Origin of the sequence: Microcoleus sp. MON1_C5, from assembly GCF_036701875.1 — a bacterium.
GTDB lineage: Bacteria > Cyanobacteriota > Cyanobacteriia > Cyanobacteriales > Microcoleaceae > Microcoleus.
Map to the genome: position 1 here is coordinate 18,297 of NZ_JAUBRN010000005.1, position 23,056 is coordinate 41,352.

Sequence of the window (23,056 nt, forward strand, 5' to 3'; positions counted from 1 at the left end):
TCTTGTCCCCCCCTTCTTAAGGGGGGCTAGGGGGGATCGAGTTTCGACCTAAAATGCGTAATTCCTAAATTGGGGCTAGGGGAGATGAGTTTTTCCTTCTTCCAACTTCAGTCCATGTGTTACATCCCGTACATTGCTCGTTGCCGAACTTTCTTCTTCCTTCTGCCAAACCATGCAACTAAAATCAGCGGTGCAGTGGATACCTCATCCCGACGGTTATTGGATACTTCGCAATCCCGAAGACATTACCTGTATTCAAGTTGACGACTTTGACAAACAAGTAATTTTGCAATTAAGTCAACAACCACTAACTAATATTCTCGCTGAATACGACCTGGATTTAGAAGATGTGCAAAATCTTTTGAAAGACTTAGCACAAGCAGGAATGCTAGAAGGAACCAAGCCACCGAAAGCTAAATTCAACCTGCTAACCTTCACAATTCCCCTAGTCAATCCCGATGTTTGGTTATCGCGGCACATCGACAAATTTCGCTGGATTTGGACGTGGGAATTTGGCTTTTTCCTGTGCGCTTTCATCGCTTCCTCTGTAGCAGTGTGGTTGGCTTCCTCTGCCGAAGTCGCAGCCTCACATCAGCAGTTGTGGATAGTCGGCAAAAATGACAGTATTTTCAAATTTGTATTGCTGACAATGCTAGTAATAGCTTTGCACGAACTAGGTCACGCTTTCACCCTCAAACACTACGGCGGCCTAGTTAAAGAAATTGGATTGTTGTTTATGTGTCTCATCCCCGGATGTTACACAGATACAACCGACCAATACAGTTTAGTCAGGCGGAAACAGCGGGTTTTAGTAGTAGCGGCGGGAGTATTGATTCAAGTAACAATTTGGGCCGTTGCTGTTTGGATATGGCTGTTATCTCAGTCGAATCCAATTTGGCATCAAATTAGTTACCTGTTGATGGTGGCAGCATTGCTGACAGTGGCAATTAACTTGAATCCGTTGAATAAATTTGACGGTTATTATTTGTTAGTTGCTGGAACTGGCATTAACAATTTGCGACAAAGGTCTTTTGATTTTTATCTTGATTTGTTGCGGAGGGAGGAGATTGAAGAAGCAGTCGAAACGCAATGGGTTTTAGCGGCTTATGCGCCTTTGAGTATAGTTTATACTGTTTGGGCTATTACTTACTTAATGTCTTTGATTGGAAATTGGGTTTTGTTAAATATTCCGATTTTTTCACCGTAGATTAATCACGGGCGTCCCGCCCGTGCCACGAAATTCAATTTGATTATTTTAGGGGTTTACTGAAATGAATGTTTATCAAAAGTTGGGCATTGTTGGCGGAAGTTTGAGTTTTGCTGTTGTCAGTCAATGTTTTTCTGCACAAGCTGCTACTCTAACTCAAACTTATACTGTGGAGCTGGGTTCGCAGCCGTTAAATAGCAGCACGAATGTGGTTTTGCCCAAGTTTAATTCGCTCTTAGGAACGCTATTAAGGGCTTATGTTACGGTTAAATCTACTGTTAATAACAGTGTTAGCATTACTCCTTTAACGGGAGATTTTATGGGGACGGCGGCGACTAATGCAAGTATTGCTGTGAATATTCCGCTGTTGAAAGTTGACCCGAATTTGACTTTGAGTGTTTTGGCGAGTCCGCCGGAAACGAAGATTGCTAGTGGCGGTACAGGGAGTGTTACCGGTTCGGCTTCTGGTACTGTGTCGAAGAGTTATGATTTGCCGCAGTTTTTAAGTGCTTTAACGGGCTGCGATGGTGATACTTTTACTGCTGGCGTGGCGACAACTGGTTTAACTCAAATTCTGGGGAGTCCGGCTAGAGGTAGTTTTGGGGGTAAGGTTGTGGCTAACACTACAGTTAGTGCAATTTATGAGTATGAACCTGTACCGGAACCCATGACTGCTGTGGGTACGTTGGTGGCTGCTGGAATGGGTTTGTGGTGGAAGAGAAGGGCTTCAAAAAAGGTGTAATATTAATTTTATTAATGTTTGCAACAATTTGGAGATCCCCCCTAACCCCCCTTAAGAAGGGGGGGACAAGAGTTAAGTTAGAAGTCCCCCTTTTTAAGGGGGATTTAGGGGGATCGAGACTTAAAGCGGTCGATAAACGCGATAGTTAATTTCAGGGAAAATATTATCAATCTCCTCCACCTTCTCCAACCAACCCGAATCGACTTTCCCTTCTTTCACTTCATCGTAAAGCTTGTGAAAGCGCATTAAGTGCGATCGAGTCCGCCGCACCGCATAGGGCACCATCGTCCCTGTACGCATGATAAACGCCCAGTCAGATGATTGAGCTAGCAGCACTTCCCGCGCGGCTTGGTTCAAAGCGCGCCACTGCAACTCATCCGCAGGTTCCATGCTTCCCAACTCAATCATCCGTTCCGCTGCTTTGTGCAAGTGCGGGTAAATCCAAGCATTGGTATCGTTGAGCCAATATTCGTGGAAACCCCGGAAACCCCAACTCGACTGAGACGGGCGGCACACTTGCTGAGTCTGATTTCCCCGCAAATAATCGGCTAAGTGCGTCATCTCGTAGGTATTTTGGTCGTACCAACTCTTGCGGAACAGGTAATCTAAGAACCAAGGCCCTTCGTACCACCAGTGACCGAAAAGTTCGGCGTCGTAAGGCGAAACAATAATCGGCGGACGCTGCATAATGCCGTTGAGGTGTTCGACTTGGCGTTCCCGGTTGAAAGCAAAGTTGCTGGCGTGTTCGGCTGCTTTTTCCCTTGCCCAGTACGGATCGTACAACTGTTTATCGCCTAAACCCAATCCGCGACCGGTGATTTTGTGATATTTAATCCCGGTATTTTTCCGCTGGCCGTTGGGCATGATGTAGGGCTTAATGTAATCGTAGTCAGCTTCCCAGCCCAAATCTTTGTAGAATTCGCGGTATTCGGCCGCGCCTGGATAGCCGACTTCGGAAGACCAAACCTGCTGCGAGGATTCGTGATCTCGGCCGAAGGCTGCGACTCCGCATTCGGTGAAAATTGGGGCGTAGCTGCCGTAGCGGGGACGCGGGCGGGCGTAGAGGATGCCGTGACCGTCTGTGAGAAAGTAGCGGAGGCCGGCGTCGGCTAACATCCGCTCTAAGCCTTCATAGTAGGCACATTCGGGCAGCCAAATGCCTTTTGGTCGGCGGCCGAAGTTTGCTTCGTAATTGTCGCAGGCTACTTGAATTTGTGCCCAAACTGCTTCGGGGTACATTTTCATCAGCGGTAGGTAGCCGTGGGTGGCGCCGCAGGTGATGATTTCGAGGTTGTTGGTATCTTGGTGTTCTTTGAAGGCTTTGACTAAATCTCGATCGTACTTTTCCCAAAAGTTGCGAACTTGAGAGAAGTGAGCGGCGTAATGTTCTGCTAAATAGCGGAGGTGACCGTTTCCGCTGTTGTGTTCGATTTCGAGATCCGCTAATTCTTCGAGTTTAGCCAAGTGGTCGTCGAAGCGGTCTTGCAGCAAGGGGTCGCGCAGCATTGCAACCAAGGGCGGCGTCATGCTCATGGTAATTTTAAAGTCGATGCCGTCGCGCTTGAGTCCTTCAAAGACTTGCAGCAGGGGAATGTAGGTTTCTGCGATCGCCTCAAACAGCCATTCTTCTTCTAAAACGTAGTCGCTTTCGGGGTGGCGGACAAAAGGCAAGTGGGCGTGGAGAACGAGTGCGAGGTAGCCAATAGTCATAAAAAAATTCGGTAAGTGGGAAACGAGCGTGTCTTTAGACCTGAGAGGGAAACGGCTAGGCGGTTTCAACCGCCGTGAATCTTTCCATTACACGGGGATTGCTAGATGGGAGTGTACTTTTGTAATGTACTTTCAGTGGGACAATTACCACATCCAACCTCGCAACCGGCGATCGCATAATGTTCGCTCCTTTATGAGCCTCTATGAGAGGGGTAATGTTAGCTTGCGCCTTCGTTAAGGGCCGGTACTATATCTAGGACACTGATTTAACCTAATAAGTCTGTTTAATCCTAAATTTCGCTTGGCAAGGAACTAGCGAGAGCATTCCCTGGTAGGCCTTTAACTCTTACCGTTAACGTAGTACGCAGGTACGCCTCTGGTCAACTATGGTTTAAGTCTTAGGCCCGAAGCAAGCGTGTCTTGAGACCTGGGTCGTTGACAGTGATTTGGATGCCGTAGTTATTAACTGACGCCAGTTAGGCACAGCTTTAAAATATTTTAAGATTTTATGCTGAAACGGGACTCACAAAATGCCGTGTTTTTTTAATGGCCTTTCTCTAACAAACTAAATGTCAGCAAATTCTGATTTTCTGCTTGCTGTCGGATTAAGGCTGCTGCTGTTTGAGAGTCTACTGGCTTTGAGAAAAAGAATCCTTGGGCGTACTCACATTTTAACCCTTTTAGTATAGATAGTTGCGAGGCTTCTTCGACTCCTTCGGCTACTACATCCATGCCTAAATTGTGGGACAAAGTAACGATCGACCGCACAATTTCTGTGGGGTCAATGCCTCCTTTACTGAAATCGAACTCACCTCCCATCCTGCTAACAAAAGAGCGGTCTATTTTTAAGGTATTGGTGGGGAAGCGGTGCAGGTAGGAGAGCGAGGAATAGCCGGTGCCGAAGTCATCAATGCACAAGTGTATGTTTCGGGTTCTGAGCTGCACCAGCATTGCTGTTACTGATTCGGAATTTTCTATGAGTACGCTTTCGGTAATTTCTAGTTTTAAACTGCTGCCGTCGAGGTGAGTTTCTGCGAGAACTTGGTCGATGTATTCGATTAAATTTGGTTGAGAAAACTGTTTGACAGAAATGTTGACGCTAACGCTTAAGGGGGGGTTGCTGGGAAATAGCTGCTGCCACTGGCGGATTTGGTGGCAAGCTGTGCGGAGTACCCAGCGGCCCAGGGGTACGATCAAGCCGGTTTCTTCGGCGATGGTGATGAATTCGCCGGGGGAAACTAAGCCGCGTTCTGGATGCTGCCAGCGCACTAGGGCCTCAAAACTGGTAATTGTGTTAGTGGCGATCGACACGATCGGCTGGTAGTGAATAATAAACTGGGGCGCTGCAGATAACGGAGGTAAGGCTGATTCGGGGGATGGGGGAAAGTCTTCTTCTCTGGCCGGCTCTCTAATTGATTCGATCGCCCGCCGCAGGTCGTTTTCTAGCTGCAACAGCCGCAAAGCGTGGGCGTGCATGGAACTGTTGAAAACTTCGTGTCGGGATCTGCCGAGTTCTTTGGCGCGGTACATTGCTGTGTCAGCGTCGCGCAACAGGGTTGTCGGTTCCACGTATTCGCCAGAACTCAAAGCTATGCCGATGCTGGCGGTGATAAATACTTCGTGTCCGTCTAGAAGCAGAGGGGAGGTGATTTTCTTTTGCAGGCGGTTGACAATGGTGGTAGCTTCATTGATGCCCTCGATGTCTTCGAGCAACAGCACGAACTCGTCTCCTCCGAGGCGGGCCACTGTATCTCCGGGCCTGAGACAAGCTTCCAGACGCCGCGCGATCGCTACTAGCAGTTGATCGCCGATGGCGTGGCCGAGAGAATCGTTGACTACTTTAAATCTATCTAAATCGAGAAACAGCACGGCAAACAAGTAGTCTTTGCGCCGTTTTGCCAGCCTCAGAGCGTGTTCGAGCCGATCGGTAAATAGCGATCGGTTAGGCAATCCGGTGAGGGCGTCGTGAAAAGCATCGTGCAGCAGTTGTTCTTCGGCGAGTTTGCGCTGAGTGATATCGTGACAGTTAATCACGATTCCCTCGACTGCGGGATCGTAAAGCAAGTTGGTGGCTACAGCTTCTACATAACACCAGGAACCGTTGCGGTGGCGGACTCGGTACTCAACTGGGCACAGGCTTCTTTTGGGGTTTTCAATGGCTTTGTGGAGGGTTTCGGCGATCGTGGCGCAGTCGTCGGGGTGAACTATTTCTAAGGCGCTGCGGCCGATCGCATGGTGGGGCGCGTATCCTAAAATTCGCTTGACGGAAGGGCTGATGTAGCGGAAGATTCCTTCGGCGTCGAGAATGATCGTGATGTCTGTGGCGTTTTCAATCAGCGAGCGAAATCGCTGTTCGCTTTGGCGCAGGGCTGATTCTGCTTGTTTGCGATCGCTGATGTCGAGGGCTACTCCGTCTATAATTACGTCCCCGTTTTCGTTTTTGGAAAATTTAGCGCTGTCTTGCACCCACTTGACCTCCCCAGATCTCAGAACGATGCGGTACTGCCGATCGCACGGCAAAAGAGTCGCTCTTGATGCTGCTACGCGGCTGTCAAACGAGCTTTTGTCGTCTGGATGGATGATTTCGGTCAAGAGTTCCGGGCGCGAAATCACTTCTTCGGCCCCGAACCCAGTAACTTCGCGCACGCCCGGACTGATGTAGGGCATGGAAATTGTGCCGTCTGGATGCAGCACGGTGCGGTAGACTGAGCCGGGAATGTTGGCTGCCATTGTGGCTAGCTGCTGCTGGATGCCGCAGACTGCTGCTTCGGCGCGCTTGCGTTCTGCAAGTTCGGTTTGGGCTTGTTGGTAAAGTTCGGCTTGGTGGATCGCGATCGCGCACTGATCGGCTATGGCTTTGAGTAGCGACAGTTCTTCGACGCTCCAAGAGCGCGCCCGATCGCACTGATAGAGACTAATTCCTCCCAAAAATGACCGCTGGTAGAGCAGCGGCGCGATCGCGACGCCGCGAAACCCTACCAACTCTGCTGATTCTTGCAGGGACGGGCAAAGTGTCGATAACTCGTCGATGATCAGGGTTTCCCCGGCCGCTAGCCCGGAGCGGAAGTGTTCGGCCACTTTGCAATTTAGCCCGACAAACCGTTCTCTGTCGGCTCCTTTGCTGATGTAGCGAATTCTGATGCCGCCTTCAGCATCTGGCTGCAAGATGGCGCAGGCGCTGATGTCTAAAGCTTCGTGCAGTTGATCTGCGGTGGTTTGCAGCACTTCGTCGAGTACAAGGGTGAAGCGCATGGCTTGGAGGATGCGGTTGGCGATCGCTTCTCGCTGAGCTTGCCGCTGAATTTGGGCGATCGCTTCTTGTTGCTGGCGCCGCATTTTGTATTCTTGGAGCGATCGTTCTAAAACTGTTGGCAACCTAAACAGGCGCCCTTTTAATACGTAATCGGTCATTCCGGCTTTGATGCACTCAACTGCCGCTTCTTCTCCCAAACTTCCCGTTACTAAAATCAAGGGTATGTCTTGCCCTAATTCCTGCATTAATTTCAATACTTCTAAACCGTTGAAGCCGGGGAGGCGGTAATCTGAGAGTACAGCATCGTACTGGCAATTCTCGAGCAGTTTTCTGCACTCTGTTGCTGTTTCTGCCGTGTCGCAATTAAAATTTACCCCCCCCGCTTCTAAGGCGAGCACTATTAATTCCATATCTTCTGCCATGTCTTCGATAATCAACAATTTTAATGTTGATTCCGCTACCATTTTTAGTAGATAGTTGGTCTGATTTATATCTAACATAAGGAATTGGGGAGGTTTTCAAGTGGTTATTCGTGTTTTTGCTAGTAATTTTTTAGACGGAGTTTTGTGGTTAATTTTATCGGGATATTATTTTTAGTTATTATTAGCAAAATAAATTATATACTCTATTCGCAAGACCTTTATTTAGCACCTGCAGTCGAGGGCTGACCGAACCGATTGGGGATCGTCCCAATTTTTAAAAGAGGGTTTTTTAGGAGTACGAGCATCTTTCACAGCCAAGCCTATATCTTTCGCTTCCATCTCTAACAGTGAACACTCCTGTCACACCAAAATTCGGATGCTCTCACCGATTGTGACTTATTTAAGTGTATAAGAGTTTTAAATTCAGAATTTAAAACTCTTATACACTTAACTTACGAATCTATATTACCGTTTGAGATTGTTTGCCCTAGTTTAAAGTAAAACGTGGCTCCTTGACTAGGTAGGCTTTCGGCCCAAACCGTGCCGCCGTGGCGGTGAATAATCCGCTGGACGATCGCCAAACCGATGCCCGTCCCTTCAAATTCTCTCTGGGAGTGCAGCCTCTGAAAGGCTCCAAACAGGCGATCGGCATATTCCATCGGAAAACCCACCCCGTTATCCTTGACAAAAATCGTCCCATCAGGTAAACCCTCAATAACTATTGTAGCCGGAGTGCGCCCGCGGCTGAACTTGACGGCGTTGCTAATCAAGTTGCTGAACACCTGTTGCAGCAAGGTTGGATCTCCCATTACCGTCGGTAAATTTCCGACTGCAAATTCAACGCTGTGGAGAGTTTGGGTCGGGTCTGCGACGGTTGGGGGTTTAGTCAATTTAATCGCATTTTGTACCAAACGGCTCAGATCGATCGGAATTTGCCTCAACTCGGTGCGACTCACCCGCGACAGGGCGAGCAAACCGTCAATCAACAGGCTCATTTTTTGGCTGCTGTCTTCAATTATTTCCATATAGTGAACTATTTTGCGATCGCTCAAAGCATCAGTTGATTCTAGCCGCTGCTTCAACGCTTCTACAAAACCTGAAATGTGTCGCAAAGGTGCGCGCAAGTCGTGGGAAACAGAGTAAGAAAAAGATTCTAACTCTTGATTTGCAGCTTCTAATTGCTCTGTGCGTTCTGACAAAGCTTGTTTTGTCTCTACCAACTCAGTGATATCGCGAGCAGTGCCAATTAAAGCATAAACCTCACCGTCGAGATTTCTGAGGGGAATTTTAAAAGTATCGTAGTAAGTAGTGGCGCCAGCTATCACAAATTTGTCCTGCAAGTGCATAGTTTCGCCTGTTTCAAATACCTGCAAATTTTTCCTACAAAATTGTTCGGCTATTTCTGGGGAAAAACATTCAAAAAGAGTTTTCCCCTGCATCTCTTTTCTGCTATTTAAGCCAGCAGTTTTGGCAACAGATTGATTGACAAAAGTCAGGCGCATATTTTTGCGTTCGACCACAAAAATGCGATCGGGCAAGGCATCAAAAAAAGTTTCTAATTCTGCGGTACGCTGAGCGACTTGAGCTTCTAAAGTTTCGTTGAGTTCTTTGAGTTCAAATTCTACTCGTTTGCGTTCCGTGATATCTTGACCTATTCCGATACAACTGCCGTCGGAAAGGCGAACATTTGCCCAAGAAGTGTCGATAATTCGCCCGTCTCTAACTTTTGTTTTGAAGTCGCTCCATTTCTGAGTTGCTGCTTGGATTGTATCCAAAACGTATTGACGGTATTCTGGCTGCGGATAAAATTCGGCCAAGATATCGCGGTTTTTGATTTCTGCCAAACTCCAGCCGAGCACTTGTTCCCAGTGGCGGTTTACCCAGTTTATTTGACCGTTTTTGTCTAAGAATGCGAGCATAATCGGCACGTTGTCGAAGATAGTTTGCAGCAGTTCTTTTTGCTGTTTTAATGATTCTTCGGCTTGTTTGCGATCGCTGATGTCGAGTACCGAACCGATAATTTGCCTCATTTGTCCGTCTGGGGTTCTTTTGAAGATTGTAGAGCGATCGTGCACCCAGCGCCATTCCCCATTTTTGTGTTTAATTCTGTAGTCTCTGTCATCCGTTTCATAGGGATTGCTGCTGTGTTTTAGTCGCTCCATACCTGTAATTAGCTTTAACAGATCATCGGGATGAACTAAGTTAGCGACAGCATCTCTACCGAAATCTTGCCATTCTTTGGCAGTGTAGCCGAGTATGGCTGTGACAGATTCATTTGCATAAATATTTTTGTTTTCTACTGCATCGTAAATGTAAAGAAAGTTGGGGATAGTTGTAACAATGCTCTCTAAAAGTTGCTGATGTTTTTGCAGTTCTGATTCTGCCTGTTTGCCCTCGCTTAAGTCCAGCACAAAACTGACGCCTAACTGCTGCGTTCCTTCTAAAAATGTGCTGCCCAGCAGCACCGGAACGCGGCTACCATCGGAGCGTATAAATTCTTTTTCAAAGGGAACCACCGTATTTCTAGCCTTCAGTTCGGCAACTTTTTCTGTATCTAAACGCACATATTCTGGCGGTGTCATTTCTTGCCAGTTAACTCTTCCGGCAAGCAGTTCGTCCCGCGTATAATTTACCGTGTTTAAAAAAGCGGCGTTGGCATCTGTAATGCTGCCGTTAAGATCCCAAAAAATTATGCCGATCATGTTAGAATCAACTATGGCTTTAAATTTGGATTCGCTTTGTCGCAACTGAGCTTCGACTTGTTTAAGCTCTGTAATGTCGCGGGCGATGGATAACACTGTTTCTACTGAATTGTCTTCAGCAAACTCGGGAATGACTCGACAGTGGTAATGTTTTATGCCGTCGGGAGTGGGAAACTCAAATTCTATGGTTTCTTGTTTGCCAGTGTCAAAAACTTTCAGAAAAGTATCGTCCCACAGGTCGCACAAGTGTGGTGGCATTCCTGATTCTCTGTTGCTCTTGCCCATCAATTCTGCGGGGGGTTTTCCGGTTGCTGATTCTACTGCGTGGTTGATGTAAAGGTGGCGGAATTCTCGATCGAACCTGGCGATGATATCGGTCGCATTTTCCGCTAGGGTGCTGAAAGCTTGTTCGCGCCGGTGCAGTTCTTCTTGAGTGCGGTGGCAATCGGTTATGTCTCTACCAAGAGATAGAATTGAAACTACTGTTCCCGATTCATCAATGAGTGCAGAATTGTACCATTCGCAGTAAATTATCGAGCCATCTTTGGTATAGTTGCGGTTGCGGCAAACGTTGCGGGTTTCTCTGCTGTCTAACAGTTGATTTGTGACGGCGCACACTTTTTCAAAGTCTTCTTGATAAACTATTGACCATTCGTGCCAGTATTTGCCAATTGCTTCTGCTGCACTCCAGCCAAATAGTTGTTCTGCCATTGGCGACCACCGCACTACCCGAAATTCCCTGTCCCACTCTATAACTGCCATTGGCGAGTTTTCTAGATGAAATTCCCGCTGCGAGTTGGCTTTTTTTATTTGAGTTTGAAGTTGCTGCCGGAGTTGCTTCGCCCCGGCAAAGATCTCGCTAATTTCCTGTGTGTTTGCTGAGCCGGCTTTGGCAATGTGAGCAATGGTTTCTGCTGTTTGTTTTTCGAGTTCGTTCCAAGCAAGTTCGAGGGCTGATTCCGCCTTCTCTAGCTCAGTGATGCTGTTCTGAAACAGTGTGGCACTTTCAACTGGAAATTTACGCATAGTTTTGACACTTAGGCAAGTGTTACTTTTAGAATTCAAAATTAAAGCTTAAAAATTAAAAATATGTAATTTCCTGTTAAATTATACATTTTTAGTTTTTAGTCTGTGCGTGGAGCCGATCGTTGGAGGCGGGCGGCGTTATTAAAGACTGCAAGTAAAAGGATTTGGGGTGCAGATCGATCGGCAATTGTGGTGGATCGATCTAAAACTCTCCTGGGTAAGGGAAGGGTACGGGCAGGAGCAGGCGCTAAGTATATTTTTGCACAGAGTTGTTGTTTGGGGGCGATCGAAAGGAGATCGGCGTGGCTGGGGGCTTGGGTCGATCGCCCATCTGTAGCAGGGCGTTGCCTGTGCACAGCCCCATGTGTCTCAACTAAACACGCTTTCTCAAAGTCCGGCAGGGGTTTAAACCTGCCGAACAAAGGGTGTGACGCGCTTGTTGACACCAATGAAACCCCCCCTACCTACAAATAATCTCCACTCACTTTGGTCAATAAAAAGCTAAAATAAAATCTAAAGTTATTCAGTCTTTAAAATTGCTTATGACTGCTGCTGCACCCTCTTCGATAAAAAACCAAACTCAGTACGAAGCCATTATCGGTCTCGAAACTCATTGTCAATTGAGTACGAATACTAAAATTTTCTCCAGTTCTTCTACAGAATTTGGCAATACTCCAAATACTAACATTGACCCAATTTGTATGGGAATGCCTGGAGTGTTGCCAGTATTAAATCAAAAAGTGCTGGAGTATGCGGTGAAAGCAGGGCTGGCTCTCAACTGCGAAATCGCACCTTACAGTAAGTTTGACCGCAAGCAATATTTCTATCCCGATTTGCCGAAAAATTATCAAATTTCTCAGTTCGATTTGCCGATCGCTACTAACGGTTGGTTAGAAATTGAACTGGTGGATGAGACGGGAAATTCTACTAGAAAAAAAATCGGGATCACTCGCTTGCACATGGAGGAAGATGCCGGAAAATTGGTTCACGGCGGCAGCGATCGGTTGAGCGGTTCAACTTATTCAATGGTGGATTACAACCGTGCCGGTGTGCCTCTAATCGAAATTGTTTCGGAACCGGATTTGCGATCGGGCGCGGAAGCTGCCGAATACGGTCAAGAATTGCGCCGGATCGTGCGCTACATCGGTGTTGGCGACGGGAATATGCAGGAAGGTTCGCTCCGGTGCGACGTGAATATTTCCGTGCGCCCCGTGGGCAGAAAAGAGTTCGGCACGAAGGTGGAAATTAAAAATATGAACTCTTTTAATGCGATCGAACGGGCGATCGATTACGAGATCGAGCGGCAAATTCAAGCGGTGGAAAATGGCGAAACCATCGTCCAAGAAACGCGGCTTTGGGATGAAAACAAGCAGTGTACTTTCAGTATGCGGGTTAAGGAAGGCGCAAGCGATTACCGGTATTTCCCGGAACCGGATTTGCCTCCGATCAAAGTTTCGGCCGAGCAATTGCAGGATTGGAAAGCTCAACTGCCGGAATTGCCGGCCCAAAAGCGCAATCGCTACGAAACTGAGATCGGTCTTTCTCCCTACGACGCGCGGGTGCTGACTGACGACAAAGCGGTGGCGGAGTATTTTGAAAAATCGATCGCCGCCGGTGCTGTGGCTAAACAAGCGGCGAATTGGGTGATGGGCGATATTACTGCTTATCTGAAAAATGAAAAACTGGCGATCGCAGAAATTCCTTTCCAACCGCAGGATTTAGCCGAACTGCTGGGGCTAATTGAGGCCGGTACGATCAGTGGCAAAATCGCTAAGGATATTTTGCCGGAGTTGCTGGCAAACGGTGGTTCGCCTCAGAAGTTCGTTGAGAGCAAGGGTTTGATTCAAATTTCGGATACTGGGGCGATCGATCGAGCGATCGATGCGGTGTTAGCCGCCAATCCCAAGGAGCTCGAACAGTACCGAGCCGGTAAAACTAAGCTGCTGGGCTTTTTTGTCGGCAAGGTGATGAAGGAAACGGGCGGCCGGGCCGATCCCAAACTGACCAATGAGCTGCTGGCGGCGAAGCTTAACGGCCCAGGCTAAGCAATTATTAAGGGGGTCGTGTAGCAGATACAGCGGCGGGCGATCGGTTTTTCCCGATCTCGCCGCGCCCTCGCCCTTCTTGCTGGCTCGTAACTTTATAATTAGTCTACATTTCTTTACAACATCTTCACGTTTGGGGGTGACACCCCTCATCCCTCTCGTGTTATATTTTGTTATGTAGATGCACCCTGATGGCAGAGAGAGTTACTTAGGTAGCTCTCTCTTTTTTTGTCTTTTTTTTCCACGGACGTGAAAATACGGATGGGGGAGAGGGGGATTAACGATACCGATCCCCGATTACTGATTACTGATTAGCAATTACCGCTTTGAGTCGATTAATATCAACTTTAGTTATTAACTAATTTTGACATTATGAGCGAACAAGCTAGCGAGCTAATCAAGCAGGGGATTTCGCAATATCAGGCGCGTCAATTTGAGGCGGCGCTGGGTTCTTGGCAGGAAGCGCTGGCGCTGTATCGCTCAATGGACGATAAGCGGCGATCGGGTGCGGCGCTGGGTAATATGGGCGTAGCTTACGAAGCGCTGGGAAATTATGCTCAGGCGATCGAGTGCTACCAGCAGCATTTGGTGTTAGCGCGGGAAATTGGCGATCGCCGGGGCGAGGCTAATGCTTTGGGAAATCTGGGCAATGCTTGTTGTGCTCTGGAGAATTTTTCTGGTGCTATTGATTACCAGCAACAGCGTTTGGCGATCGCGCGGGACACTGGCGACGGGCGCTCTGAGTTGGAAACTTTGGGGAATTTGGCACTAGCTTACGATGCTAAGGGAGATTTGCCTGGTGCGATCGAATGCTATCACGAGCAGTTGTCGATCGCGCGCGCCAGCAAGGACGATCGCATTGAGCGCAATGCTCTCAAGAATTTGAAGCTTGCTTACAAGTATTTAGCAGATTACGAGAAGGCTAACCAGTACCGACAGCAGCAATTGGCGATCGTCCGGCAACTGTTTTTAACTGATAAAAATAAGAGTTTTGTACAACTTGTAGAAACAGTTGGTTTGAATCCGATTGAGGATTTTGCCGGGGCTAATTTAAGCGGTTTTGACTTGCACTACGCTGATTTTAACGGTGCGGATTTGCGCGAAACCAACCTCCGAGGCGCAGATTTGACTTTGGCCGATCTCAGCGGTGCTTTGCTGAGCGCTGCTATTTTAATTGATGCTAATTTGTGCAATGCTAATTTGCGGGATGCTGAACTCAGCAGCGCCAATTTGAGCGGTGCTGATTTGCGGACAAAGCTGCCCCGGGCGAATTTGAGCGGTGCAAATTTAACCGGCGCCAATTTGAGCAGTGCTTATTTACCGAATGCGATTTTAGTAAATGCAAATTTGACAAATACTGATTTCAAGAATGCAGATTTAAGTGGTGTTAATTTGAGCGGTGCGAATTTAAACGGTGCTGATTTGAGCCGCGCTGATTTGACAAATACGGTGGTGGAAAATGCAAAGTTTTTTTGTTGTTTGGGAATTTCGGATACCCTGAAGGTTGAATTGACGGCACGGGGCGGGATTTTTGAGTAGAATTAATTGGAAAGGTTGGTAATTGTAGAGGGTAACAAAAGCTATGACTGCCTTAACTGCAAAACGATTCTCGATCGCAGAATATCACCGTTTGGGAGAACTCGGATTTTTCGCCCCCGATGAACGAGTTGAATTGATTCGCGGAGAAATTATCATTATGGCTGCTAAAGGTAGGCTGCACTCTTCTTGTAACAGTCTTTTAGTTCAGGAGTTAATCATTTTACTGGCAAGACGCGCTCTTGTGCGCGCGCAAGAGCCAATTATTTTGTCTGATGATAGCGAACCAGAGCCTGATGTTGTGATTGCCCGCAATCGAGCCGATCGTTATTTCTCTTCTCACCCGCAGCCTGCTGATATTTTGTTGGTAATTGAGGTATCGGATTCTACGTTGAAGTACGATCGCACAACCAAGTTGTCTCTCTATGCTGAGACTGGGATTTCTAATTATTGGATATTTAATTTGGTTGATAATCAACTGGAAATGCACAGCGAACCTTATCAGAAACAAAACGGGAGTTATAGTTATCAATTGCAACGAGTTGTTTTGCCAAATCAGACGGTGGTAATTCCGGGTTTTCCCGAGTTGTCTCTGGATTTGTCTTTGGTATTTCCCGCCTAGGCTTCCTTCGATGATATAATACAAAAGTGCGATGGCTACGCCCCGGCTTGCGCCTACGAACTCTTCACCAAAGTAGCACTATGACCGCTCAAACTCTCGCTCCACCCGAACAAATTGTCGAGCTATCGGGTATCAGTTGGCAAACCTACGAAACTTTGCTAGCCGAAATCGGCGATCGGCAAATTCGATTGACATATAATCGTGGCAAGTTGAAAATTATGGTACCCTCCCCAGAACACGAACGTTTCAAAGAAGTATTGGGTCGATTTGTTGAAACCTTAGCTGAAGAATTAGATGTGAGAATTGAGCCTCTTGGTTCTACGACATTCAAACGTCCTGAACTTAGCGGTGCAGAACCAGATAAATGTTTTTACATCCAGAATATTAGTGCAGTTAAAGGCAAAAAAAGAATCGACCTGACTCAAGATCCGCCGCCGGATTTAGTGGTGGAAATTGATATTACCAGCCGTTCGGAAAATAGCTTGCAGGTTTATGCGGATCTGGGAGTGCCGGAAGTTTGGATTTATAATGGATCGCGGCTCAGAATCAACAGATTAGAAAATGGAGAATACGTTGAGGGCGAGATCAGTTTAGCATTTCCCAGCTTACCGATATTAGAGATTGTTAGATTTTTGGAACAAGCAGAAACAATGGACTATTTGGAATTAGTGAAAGCATTTCGGAATTGGGTAAAAAGCCAAATTCAGCAAAACCAATGAGTTGCGGAGCAAATTAAACAAAATTTACAATTTTGTCCACAAAAAAAAGGTGTAGTGTGATAAAATAGAGATGATAAACTAATTTAAATATCAATTACAGGCTGGTAGTGCCAGCAATTCTACCCGATATGCGATCGCTAGAGTCTCACAACAAATACCCAGATTGCTTGTGGATGCAATTAGAAGCAATTCCAGTTCCATCGGTTGCACCCCAAACCCAGCAGCTCGACATTCACTTGAGTCTGAATTTTAACGAGCATTGGGAACCGCTGCTCGGCGGTCGCGTCAAATTTGGTCTGCAAGGCGGGACGCTCAAACTCTATCTAGAAAACTGCGAAATACCCGTAGCATCGCGTCAGTTAGTCGGTTCTTTCCAGCTTTTGCCCATAGAAGAAACTCTGCCCATTCAAAACAGTGCAAAAATTTTAGTAAGCGAAAGTCAGCGTGGAGTTCAGGGCGGCGAAAATGCGGAAAAAATCAAGGAAACAGAGAGCATACGGTGTCACGTTTCCACAATAAGGAATGATACAACGCCAGCTTGGGTTTTTGCAGTTGAACAGCGCAAATCAGTATTAAAAGGTTTGCTAAAAAGTGCTAAGCTGGGAGAATTAGCTGGCAAAGAATTTCGGATGGCAGCGGCTTTTGAAGTTGCTAAAGAAGATATTAATCTCACAGATGCGGAGGGTTTGTGGCCGCACGATATCACGCCAAATCAACATTCGGTTTTAGAAAGAATCCTGACTATATACCTGCACGCAAATAAACTCCAACCTGCCCTCAGTTGGGCGCTATTGTCCTACAATTTACCTCCGGTTGAACCGCGCGAAGTGGAAATTGCCCCGGAAGCTGAATCGGAATTGCAGGAAATGGTCGATCGCATTATTTCCGCTGAAACCGACAACTTTGTGGAGTTGGCCAAAATCGCCAATCTCAATCCAGCACTAGATTTCGCGGGTAGCACCTTGCGCGGAACGACTTTAAGTGCAGTGGATTTTAGCAGCGCAAATCTCGATCGGGTAAATTTCCGGGGTGCAACCTTAAACGATGCCGATTTCAGCGACGCCAGCCTGCAAAATGCCAAATTCGGCGGTGCCGATTTGAGCGGCGCTTTCTTAGGAAATGCCGATCTAAGCGGTGCCGATTTGCACAAAGCAAGTCTAGCTTTAGCTAACCTCAGCGGTGCCAATTTGAGCCGCGCAAACCTGCTGGAAGTGAACTTAACAAATACTAATTTCAGCGGTGCGAATGTCGAGTCAGCCAGATTCGGGAACAATTCAGGAATGGATGAGGAGATGCAGGTGAATTTACAGCAGCGAGGCGCAATTTTTGAAGAGGTTTAGTCGGTAAGTGCGAGATCCCTTTCATCCATCAGCGTCCATCCCCGTTTATCCGCCTGCATCTGCCGTTCAAAAAGAGCGTGAAGCGAAGCTATCTTCCCGCAGGGGTTCCCGAAGGGTAGGGAATCGCCCTCAAAAAGAGCGATCGCCCTCCCAAACAAATTATCCTTCATCCTCCGACTTTACAGGAGGACGCCCAGAAATCACAATAAATCCCACAGATTCGAGAGTCAGGTTTGGGCGGCGAATACCAGCTAAAACCGCTTGACTCAACAAACTTTCGGTATTGATTTCATCAGCCAAAACCGATTCTAAAAGTTGTTCGGATTTAGAAAGTCGATTCAAGCGCAACTGCAATTGATTCACCCGGTTTTCGAGTTGGATAGCAGCAGTGACAGCAGATCGATCGCACATTTCCACAAAAGCCGATCGCCCGCGCAGCAATTCCTCCGATACCACCCGTCCCTTTTGACAAAAATCATCCCATTCTAGCGGATCGACAAAACTGTCAAGTAGCGACGTGCGATTTTTCGACAAATTGTAATCCCGATTCGGCCCGCCTTTCCCCTTATAAGCCCGCTGCAAAATCGCCAGAAGTTCCGCATCTTCCACCAGTGACATTTCTTCGCTGCGAGCATCTACAAACACAGTTTCAAAAGTTGGGAGAAACAGAGCATCAGCGCGGCGCTGCAAAGCTTTCAAGTTGTAATTTTCGATGTTTTGTGCTTGTAAAACTTGCTGGGCCTGCTGCACATCAGTCTGGATTGAATAATTAAACTGAAAGCCAAACCACTCCTTCCCAGGCGCAGCATCCCAACTTTCATCATGCCGCCACATGGCAAAAGCTTGACCGCGATCGTCCCAGCGAATATAAGAGCCAAGTGCATCGATCAATCCCTCACCAATTCGGTAAAGAGCGACATCTGCATTCTGATAAGCAATCCGGCGATTGTAACTGCCATATTGCTGGCAATAAGGAATCAATCGGGTTCTCAAATCGTTGGACGGAATCAACGTTTTTTGAGTAGGTTGATAGCGCAGCAACCCCGATATACTCGGATGTTCGATTTGTTTGAAGTGAAGAGCTTGACACAGCCAACCTTCAGTAGCGCGCTGCATTTCTTTATGCTTAGCATCGCAGTTGTCGAGAGATTCAAAATACTGAGATGCGCTGTCATCAAGAGTATCAATTTCATCTAGAACGTACTGTTCATCAATTTTGATTTTCTCTTGTTCGATTTCAGTTTTAATCGCTTCAATTTCGCTGGATAAGCCCTTGCCTCCCTCAGCAAACAACTTTTCTTCAAGTTTGAGAAGTTTTTCCTCAGCATAAAACTGAAGGCTGGCAATAGATTTGTTGAAGATATCAAACCCATCTTTTAAAACTTGAAACCAAGCTTCGTGGGGACTCTCCGGCAAATCCGGGCCTGCAAACAAACAAAATTGCACTCCCATTTTGCTGCCAATGCGATCGACTCTGCCGAGTCTTTCTTCTAACTGGTTGGGAAACCACGGCAAATCGAAGTGAACTAACCAATCTGTCACTTGTAGATTTACCCCTACTTCCGCAGATCGATCGCACACTAAGATAAAACAATGCGGTTCAGTCTTAAACCGCTTGAGACTAGCCTCAACATCATCAGCCGATTTGCTCGTCTCATGGCTGGCGATCGCATTTTTACCAAAGATTTTAGCTAAATTTTCCGCAATCTCTTTACAAGTTGCCGTAAAACTGGTAAAAATCACAATTTTCGGGAAACGCTCGCCCGGAATCGGCCGTTTAATTTGCTGTTGAATTCTCGACAGCAAATCGCGAGGTTTGTTGTGATACTCGCGCGGAACCTTCAAAGCAACTGCGAGAAATCGGAGAATGGCGATTCGCAACAAACTCAGTCGATCGAGTCCTTCCTGGGGCTTTTCCAGAGTGTTGAGCAAGGTTTCCAGTATTTCCCTTTCTTCGGGAAACAGCGCAGTTTTGGTCAAAATTCCCGTGTCATTTTGTCCAAATTCGCGATCGAGTTCTGGAGTCGATTTTTTCTGCAAGCGAGCTTTGACAACCCGTTCTAAAATATTCAGCCAAGTACCGGAAGCGCGGAAAAACAGCAGAAAAATTCTCTGGTATTCGCTCGACTTGGGAGCGACTGTGCGCCACTTATCGAGTACGGTTTGAATTTCCGACCACTGTTCATCATTCAGATCGTACTCAGTTTTCGGGACAGCATCTCGATCGAAAATCACATCCTCAACCGCATCGCGGCGGTTGCGAAGGATGCGGCGGTGCAGGCGGTAAGTATCGCTAACGTGAGTGCGAATAGCCCGCACAAGCCGAGCCTGTTCTGCGGTTTCTTTAGTTTTCAAACAACTTTCTAACTCTGTTGCTAATCCGATTAAATAATCATCTTTGGCAAAAATAGTGCGAAGTTGAGCGAGTTTTGCTTGCAAAACAGCAGGCTTGGCATTTTCTCGGAAATCCAGCAAAGCGCGACCGATTTCTTGACGGTTTTGCACCTGTTCTTTGAAGCTTTCCAGGTCATCAAGACGGTAAGTTGTGGGCTCTAGCAAGTGCAGCATCGTTAGAAAATCTTGCTCGCGACCGAGAACTGGCGTTGCAGATAATAACAATACATTTTTGCTTTTGTGAGCTAGTTTCTGACAGAGTTCAAAGGCTTGCTGCTGAGCGCGATCGCTCGAATGTGCCATTGCAGCCATATCATGCGCTTCATCAACAATCAGAAAATCCAGGTTGGCGTTGCGGCTAATTTGATTGATTTCGCTAACAGCAACAAGCTGCACTCGATCAGCAAAATGAGACAAATAGAATTTATTTTCTAACTCTTGGCGCCACTGTTCGAGCAGGTATTTGGGAACAATTACCACAGCGCGTCCTTGAGGTTCATCTAGCAGAAATTGGCGGAAAATTGTGCCAGCTTCTACTGTTTTTCCCAGTCCTGGTTCATCGGCTAATAAATAGCGCACGATTGGGTCTTCTAGGACGCGTCGGACGACTTCTACTTGGTGCGGATAGAGGTCTATGTTAGCAGAAATTAAACCTGTCATGCCGCGGCTGACAGCCCGCTGTTCGATCGCAGATTGAACGAATGCCAAGCGGCGATCGTGAAAATAGGGCGTTTCTTGGCCTTTGACTGCTAAAATGTCGATCGGATCGGCGATCGGGATATTGCAGCGAACATAAAGTTCGGTTTCAACAGCTTGCAAACTTTGGCTGTCGGGGAGGTCAATTTCGTATTCTAATTTATCTTCATCCCAGTCATAAACTCGACCGATAATCCATCTTTCCTGAGTGGTACTCCAGAGGTAGCAGCGGGTTTGGCGCTGAAGTCTGGCTTCTTGCAGCAAACCCAAAGGCACAGTTTTGCGGATGCGGTTTTTAACTGAGCAAAAATATTCAACTTCAGCATCCGTACGCGATACCTCGACAACTTTTCCGACTCCCAAATCGTTTCTGGGCGATCGAACTAACGAACCTACATCAATCATAATTACAACCTGACAATACTTACTAGAATACAGTAAATCTTTTCCAGTTAAAAATTTTAGCAAAATGCGATTTTTGCCTGCGTCACTTTTCTAGTCAAGTGACAGTCAATCTAGTATTCTGAAAACAATAATTTTAGCATGGTAAATAACATTTTGGTAATTGAATAAATATGCTAGCAGCGAATAAGAATAAGTAATTACGAGGCAGGAAAAATAACCCCTGCATTACCGGATTCCCATTTCGGGTATTTCTGCATAACACTGGTATAAATTTCCGATTCTGTAAACCCTGCTAACCAAGCTTGTAGCGGAGGCCAAGGCTGTTCCTTAAACCAAGCTTGGTCGGTATGAGCGAATTGACGAACAAAAGGTGCGATCGCCATATCAGCCAATGCTACATTGTTACCAAATAAATATTTAGTGGCGCTTAACTGTGCATTGAGTTTGTCCAGGAATAAAGAACCTTCATAACGATGTACTTGGGCATCAACACCGGGATAACGATCGGGGTACTTATAACGGTCAAGATGATATTTAAATCTATCATCAAATAGAGCGATTAGTTCCAGCATTTCTGTAACCGAACCTTGCTGTGGCATCAACCATTTTTCAGGATCGTGTTGTCTCAATGCCCACAACATGATATCGATACTTTGATCGAGTACCCGCCCGTCAACATCAATTAATATTGGTACTGTACCTTTGGCAGATACCTCCAACATCTCTTGTGGTTTGTCTCGCAAAACAACTTCCCGCAACTCACACACCCGATTGCTAACCATTAAGGCCAAGCGCGCGCGCATAGCATAGGGACAGCGGCGAAAGGAATACAAAATCGGGTATTTTGCTGACATATTATCTCAATTCCGGTTGCACCGGAATTATTGTTGACTGTTGACTGTTGACTGTTGACGGGCGGGTCGAAAAACTGAATAGTAGAGTGTTAACTGTTGACTCGATTTTATGATTCCGATGCAACAGAAAACGATATAATTAGTCGATCGCACGATCGGGCTTTTCGGGTCAGAAACCCCGTTTCTTCGTAGATTTCTTGTCGCTAAACAAGATTTTTCCTAGAAACGGGGTTTCTTTAAACTTAGTGAATAATAATATTACTCGATCGCACCATCTACTTTTTCCTTCGCATCGTAGCGTGCGCCTATATGTACTTGGTTGCGACGCTTAGCAAGCTCAATCTGACGTTGACGTTCAGATAAGGCTTGTTTTTTGGTTTCAGTTTTGGAGTCATGACAATGAGGACAACTCACACCCAGTACAAATAATTCAGAAGCCTTATCTTCCTGACTAATCGGGTGACGACAACCGCGACAAAGTTCATAGTTTCCCGGCTTTAACCCCTGACCAACAGAAACCCGTTCATCAAAGACAAAACATTCACCTTCCCAACGACTTTCTGCTTCCGGCACCGTTTCCAAATATTTTAAAATTCCGCCTTCGAGATGATAGACTTCCTCAAAACCTTGAGTACGCAAAAAAGCAGTAGATTTCTCGCAGCGAATACCACCCGTGCAAAACATTGCCACCTTGGGTTTATTGCGTAAAGCAGTTTCCTGCAGCACCCATTCAGGTAATTCGGAAAAGCTTTTTGTTTTTGGATTAATAGCACCTTCAAAAGTACCCAGAGATACCTCGAAGTCGTTACGCACATCAACCACAACAACATCCGGATCGTCAAGCAGCTTATTCCACTCCTCCGGCTTAACATATTTGCCAGCCATGAGGCGGGGATTAATGTCCGGTACTCCCATCGTGACGATTTCGCGCTTCAAGCGTATTTTCAGGCGGTAAAAAGGTGCTTTTTCCGAGAAAGATTCCTTGTGCACGAGATCCGCAAAACGCGGGTCACTACGCAAGAATGCCAGCACTGCGTGTACGCCCTCGGACGAGCCGGCAATCGTGCCATTGATGCCTTCTTGGGCCAGCAAGATAGTGCCTTTGACGTTGTTGTTGTTGCAACAATCGAGTAGCGGTGCTCTCAGCTCAGCAAAATCGGGTAGTTCAACGAACTTATATAAAGCAGCGGTTAAGAAAGAAGCCATATATCGACTGGATAAGACTAATTAGAATTTTGAAAATTAATTTAAAGCGGACGGTGGGACTCGAACCCAGGACGTTCAGCTTTAGCAGTAAGTATCAGTCAGGCAACCGCCTGCTGGCAGAGGATTGTAGGCTCAAAGCTGAATTTTGTCTCCCAATTGTCTCCAAATTGTCTCCAA

At 46.7% G+C, this 23,056-nt stretch carries 15 protein-coding genes; 7 read left to right on the forward strand and 8 right to left on the reverse strand.

The window, feature by feature from the left end; all coding sequences use genetic code 11:
- The first annotated feature begins 172 nt into the window (after window positions 1–172).
- Window positions 173–1,207: a site-2 protease family protein gene (locus QUA71_RS03780; RefSeq protein WP_333282321.1), complete on the forward strand. Its 1,035-nt coding sequence runs from the start codon at window positions 173–175 to the stop codon at window positions 1,205–1,207.
- Window positions 1,208–1,271: 64 nt separating this feature from the next.
- Window positions 1,272–1,949, forward strand: coding sequence for a PEP-CTERM sorting domain-containing protein (locus QUA71_RS03785; protein ID WP_333282324.1), 678 nt, complete (start codon window positions 1,272–1,274; stop codon window positions 1,947–1,949).
- A gap of 120 nt (window positions 1,950–2,069) precedes the next feature.
- Here the strand turns inward: QUA71_RS03785 and QUA71_RS03790 are convergent, their stop codons facing one another.
- From QUA71_RS03790 to QUA71_RS03805, 4 genes are all read right to left on the reverse strand, one after another.
- Window positions 2,070–3,659, reverse strand: coding sequence for a glycoside hydrolase family 57 protein (locus QUA71_RS03790; RefSeq protein WP_333282326.1), 1,590 nt, complete (start codon window positions 3,657–3,659; stop codon window positions 2,070–2,072).
- A gap of 543 nt (window positions 3,660–4,202) precedes the next feature.
- Window positions 4,203–7,412, reverse strand: coding sequence for an EAL domain-containing protein (locus QUA71_RS03795; protein WP_333282329.1), 3,210 nt, complete (start codon window positions 7,410–7,412; stop codon window positions 4,203–4,205).
- A gap of 374 nt (window positions 7,413–7,786) precedes the next feature.
- Window positions 7,787–11,062 carry a PAS domain S-box protein gene (locus QUA71_RS03800; protein WP_333282332.1) on the reverse strand — a complete coding sequence of 1,092 codons (3,276 nt, stop codon included), beginning with the start codon at window positions 11,060–11,062 and terminating at the stop codon, window positions 7,787–7,789.
- 98 nt (window positions 11,063–11,160) lie between these two features.
- A complete protein-coding gene (locus QUA71_RS03805) occupies window positions 11,161–11,418 on the reverse strand; it encodes a hypothetical protein (RefSeq protein ID WP_333216909.1) in 258 nt (85 codons plus the stop codon).
- A gap of 186 nt (window positions 11,419–11,604) precedes the next feature.
- On the opposite strand from QUA71_RS03805, the gene gatB reads away from it, so the two are divergent.
- The 5 genes from gatB (at window position 11,605) to QUA71_RS03830 (ending at window position 17,324) form a co-directional block, all read left to right on the forward strand.
- On the forward strand, window positions 11,605–13,107 hold the full coding sequence (gene gatB, locus QUA71_RS03810) for an Asp-tRNA(Asn)/Glu-tRNA(Gln) amidotransferase subunit GatB (protein ID WP_333282335.1): 1,503 nt from the start codon (window positions 11,605–11,607) through the stop codon (window positions 13,105–13,107).
- A gap of 372 nt (window positions 13,108–13,479) precedes the next feature.
- Window positions 13,480–14,646, forward strand: coding sequence for a pentapeptide repeat-containing protein (locus QUA71_RS03815; RefSeq protein ID WP_333282338.1), 1,167 nt, complete (start codon window positions 13,480–13,482; stop codon window positions 14,644–14,646).
- A 43-nt stretch (window positions 14,647–14,689) separates the two neighbouring features.
- Window positions 14,690–15,265 carry a Uma2 family endonuclease gene (locus tag QUA71_RS03820; RefSeq protein WP_333282341.1) on the forward strand — a complete coding sequence of 192 codons (576 nt, stop codon included), beginning with the start codon at window positions 14,690–14,692 and terminating at the stop codon, window positions 15,263–15,265.
- A gap of 80 nt (window positions 15,266–15,345) precedes the next feature.
- Window positions 15,346–15,984, forward strand: coding sequence for a Uma2 family endonuclease (locus QUA71_RS03825; RefSeq protein ID WP_333282344.1), 639 nt, complete (start codon window positions 15,346–15,348; stop codon window positions 15,982–15,984).
- Window positions 15,985–16,091: 107 nt separating this feature from the next.
- Window positions 16,092–17,324 (forward strand): pentapeptide repeat-containing protein, encoded by a 1,233-nt coding sequence (locus tag QUA71_RS03830; protein ID WP_333282346.1) that lies wholly within the window; start codon window positions 16,092–16,094, stop codon window positions 17,322–17,324.
- On the opposite strand, the gene QUA71_RS03835 is transcribed toward QUA71_RS03830, so the two are convergent.
- The 4 genes from QUA71_RS03835 to trhO all read right to left on the reverse strand — a co-directional run bounded on the left by QUA71_RS03835 (window position 17,321) and on the right by trhO (window position 22,879).
- Window positions 17,321–17,494 carry a hypothetical protein gene (locus QUA71_RS03835; RefSeq protein WP_333282350.1) on the reverse strand — a complete coding sequence of 58 codons (174 nt, stop codon included), beginning with the start codon at window positions 17,492–17,494 and terminating at the stop codon, window positions 17,321–17,323. The genes QUA71_RS03830 and QUA71_RS03835 overlap by 4 nt on opposite strands.
- Complete coding sequence (gene dpdE, locus QUA71_RS03840; RefSeq protein WP_333282352.1) at window positions 17,484–20,819, reverse strand: protein DpdE; 3,336 nt, start codon at window positions 20,817–20,819, stop codon at window positions 17,484–17,486. Before dpdE ends, QUA71_RS03835 begins: the two co-directional genes overlap by 11 nt.
- Window positions 20,820–21,016: 197 nt before the next feature.
- Window positions 21,017–21,673, reverse strand: coding sequence for a glutathione S-transferase (locus QUA71_RS03845; RefSeq protein ID WP_333282356.1), 657 nt, complete (start codon window positions 21,671–21,673; stop codon window positions 21,017–21,019).
- A gap of 258 nt (window positions 21,674–21,931) precedes the next feature.
- Complete coding sequence (trhO, locus tag QUA71_RS03850; protein ID WP_333282359.1) at window positions 21,932–22,879, reverse strand: oxygen-dependent tRNA uridine(34) hydroxylase TrhO; 948 nt, start codon at window positions 22,877–22,879, stop codon at window positions 21,932–21,934.
- Window positions 22,880–23,056: the final 177 nt, after the last annotated feature.

Bases quoted from the DNA above. Each gene is read 5' to 3' on its own strand.
- QUA71_RS03780 (WP_333282321.1), top strand. From the start codon at position 173: ATGCAACTAAAATCAGCGGTGCAGTGGATACCTCATCCCGACGGTTAT.
- QUA71_RS03785 (WP_333282324.1), top strand. From the start codon at position 1,272: ATGAATGTTTATCAAAAGTTGGGCATTGTTGGCGGAAGTTTGAGTTTT.
- QUA71_RS03790 (WP_333282326.1), bottom strand. From the start codon at position 3,659: ATGACTATTGGCTACCTCGCACTCGTTCTCCACGCCCACTTGCCTTTT.
- QUA71_RS03795 (WP_333282329.1), bottom strand. From the start codon at position 7,412: ATGTTAGATATAAATCAGACCAACTATCTACTAAAAATGGTAGCGGAA.
- QUA71_RS03800 (WP_333282332.1), bottom strand. From the start codon at position 11,062: ATGCGTAAATTTCCAGTTGAAAGTGCCACACTGTTTCAGAACAGCATC.
- gatB (WP_333282335.1), top strand. From the start codon at position 11,605: ATGACTGCTGCTGCACCCTCTTCGATAAAAAACCAAACTCAGTACGAA.
- QUA71_RS03815 (WP_333282338.1), top strand. From the start codon at position 13,480: ATGAGCGAACAAGCTAGCGAGCTAATCAAGCAGGGGATTTCGCAATAT.
- QUA71_RS03820 (WP_333282341.1), top strand. From the start codon at position 14,690: ATGACTGCCTTAACTGCAAAACGATTCTCGATCGCAGAATATCACCGT.
- QUA71_RS03825 (WP_333282344.1), top strand. From the start codon at position 15,346: ATGACCGCTCAAACTCTCGCTCCACCCGAACAAATTGTCGAGCTATCG.
- QUA71_RS03835 (WP_333282350.1), bottom strand. From the start codon at position 17,494: ATGAAGGATAATTTGTTTGGGAGGGCGATCGCTCTTTTTGAGGGCGAT.
- dpdE (WP_333282352.1), bottom strand. From the start codon at position 20,819: ATGATTGATGTAGGTTCGTTAGTTCGATCGCCCAGAAACGATTTGGGA.
- QUA71_RS03845 (WP_333282356.1), bottom strand. From the start codon at position 21,673: ATGTCAGCAAAATACCCGATTTTGTATTCCTTTCGCCGCTGTCCCTAT.
- trhO (WP_333282359.1), bottom strand. From the start codon at position 22,879: ATGGCTTCTTTCTTAACCGCTGCTTTATATAAGTTCGTTGAACTACCC.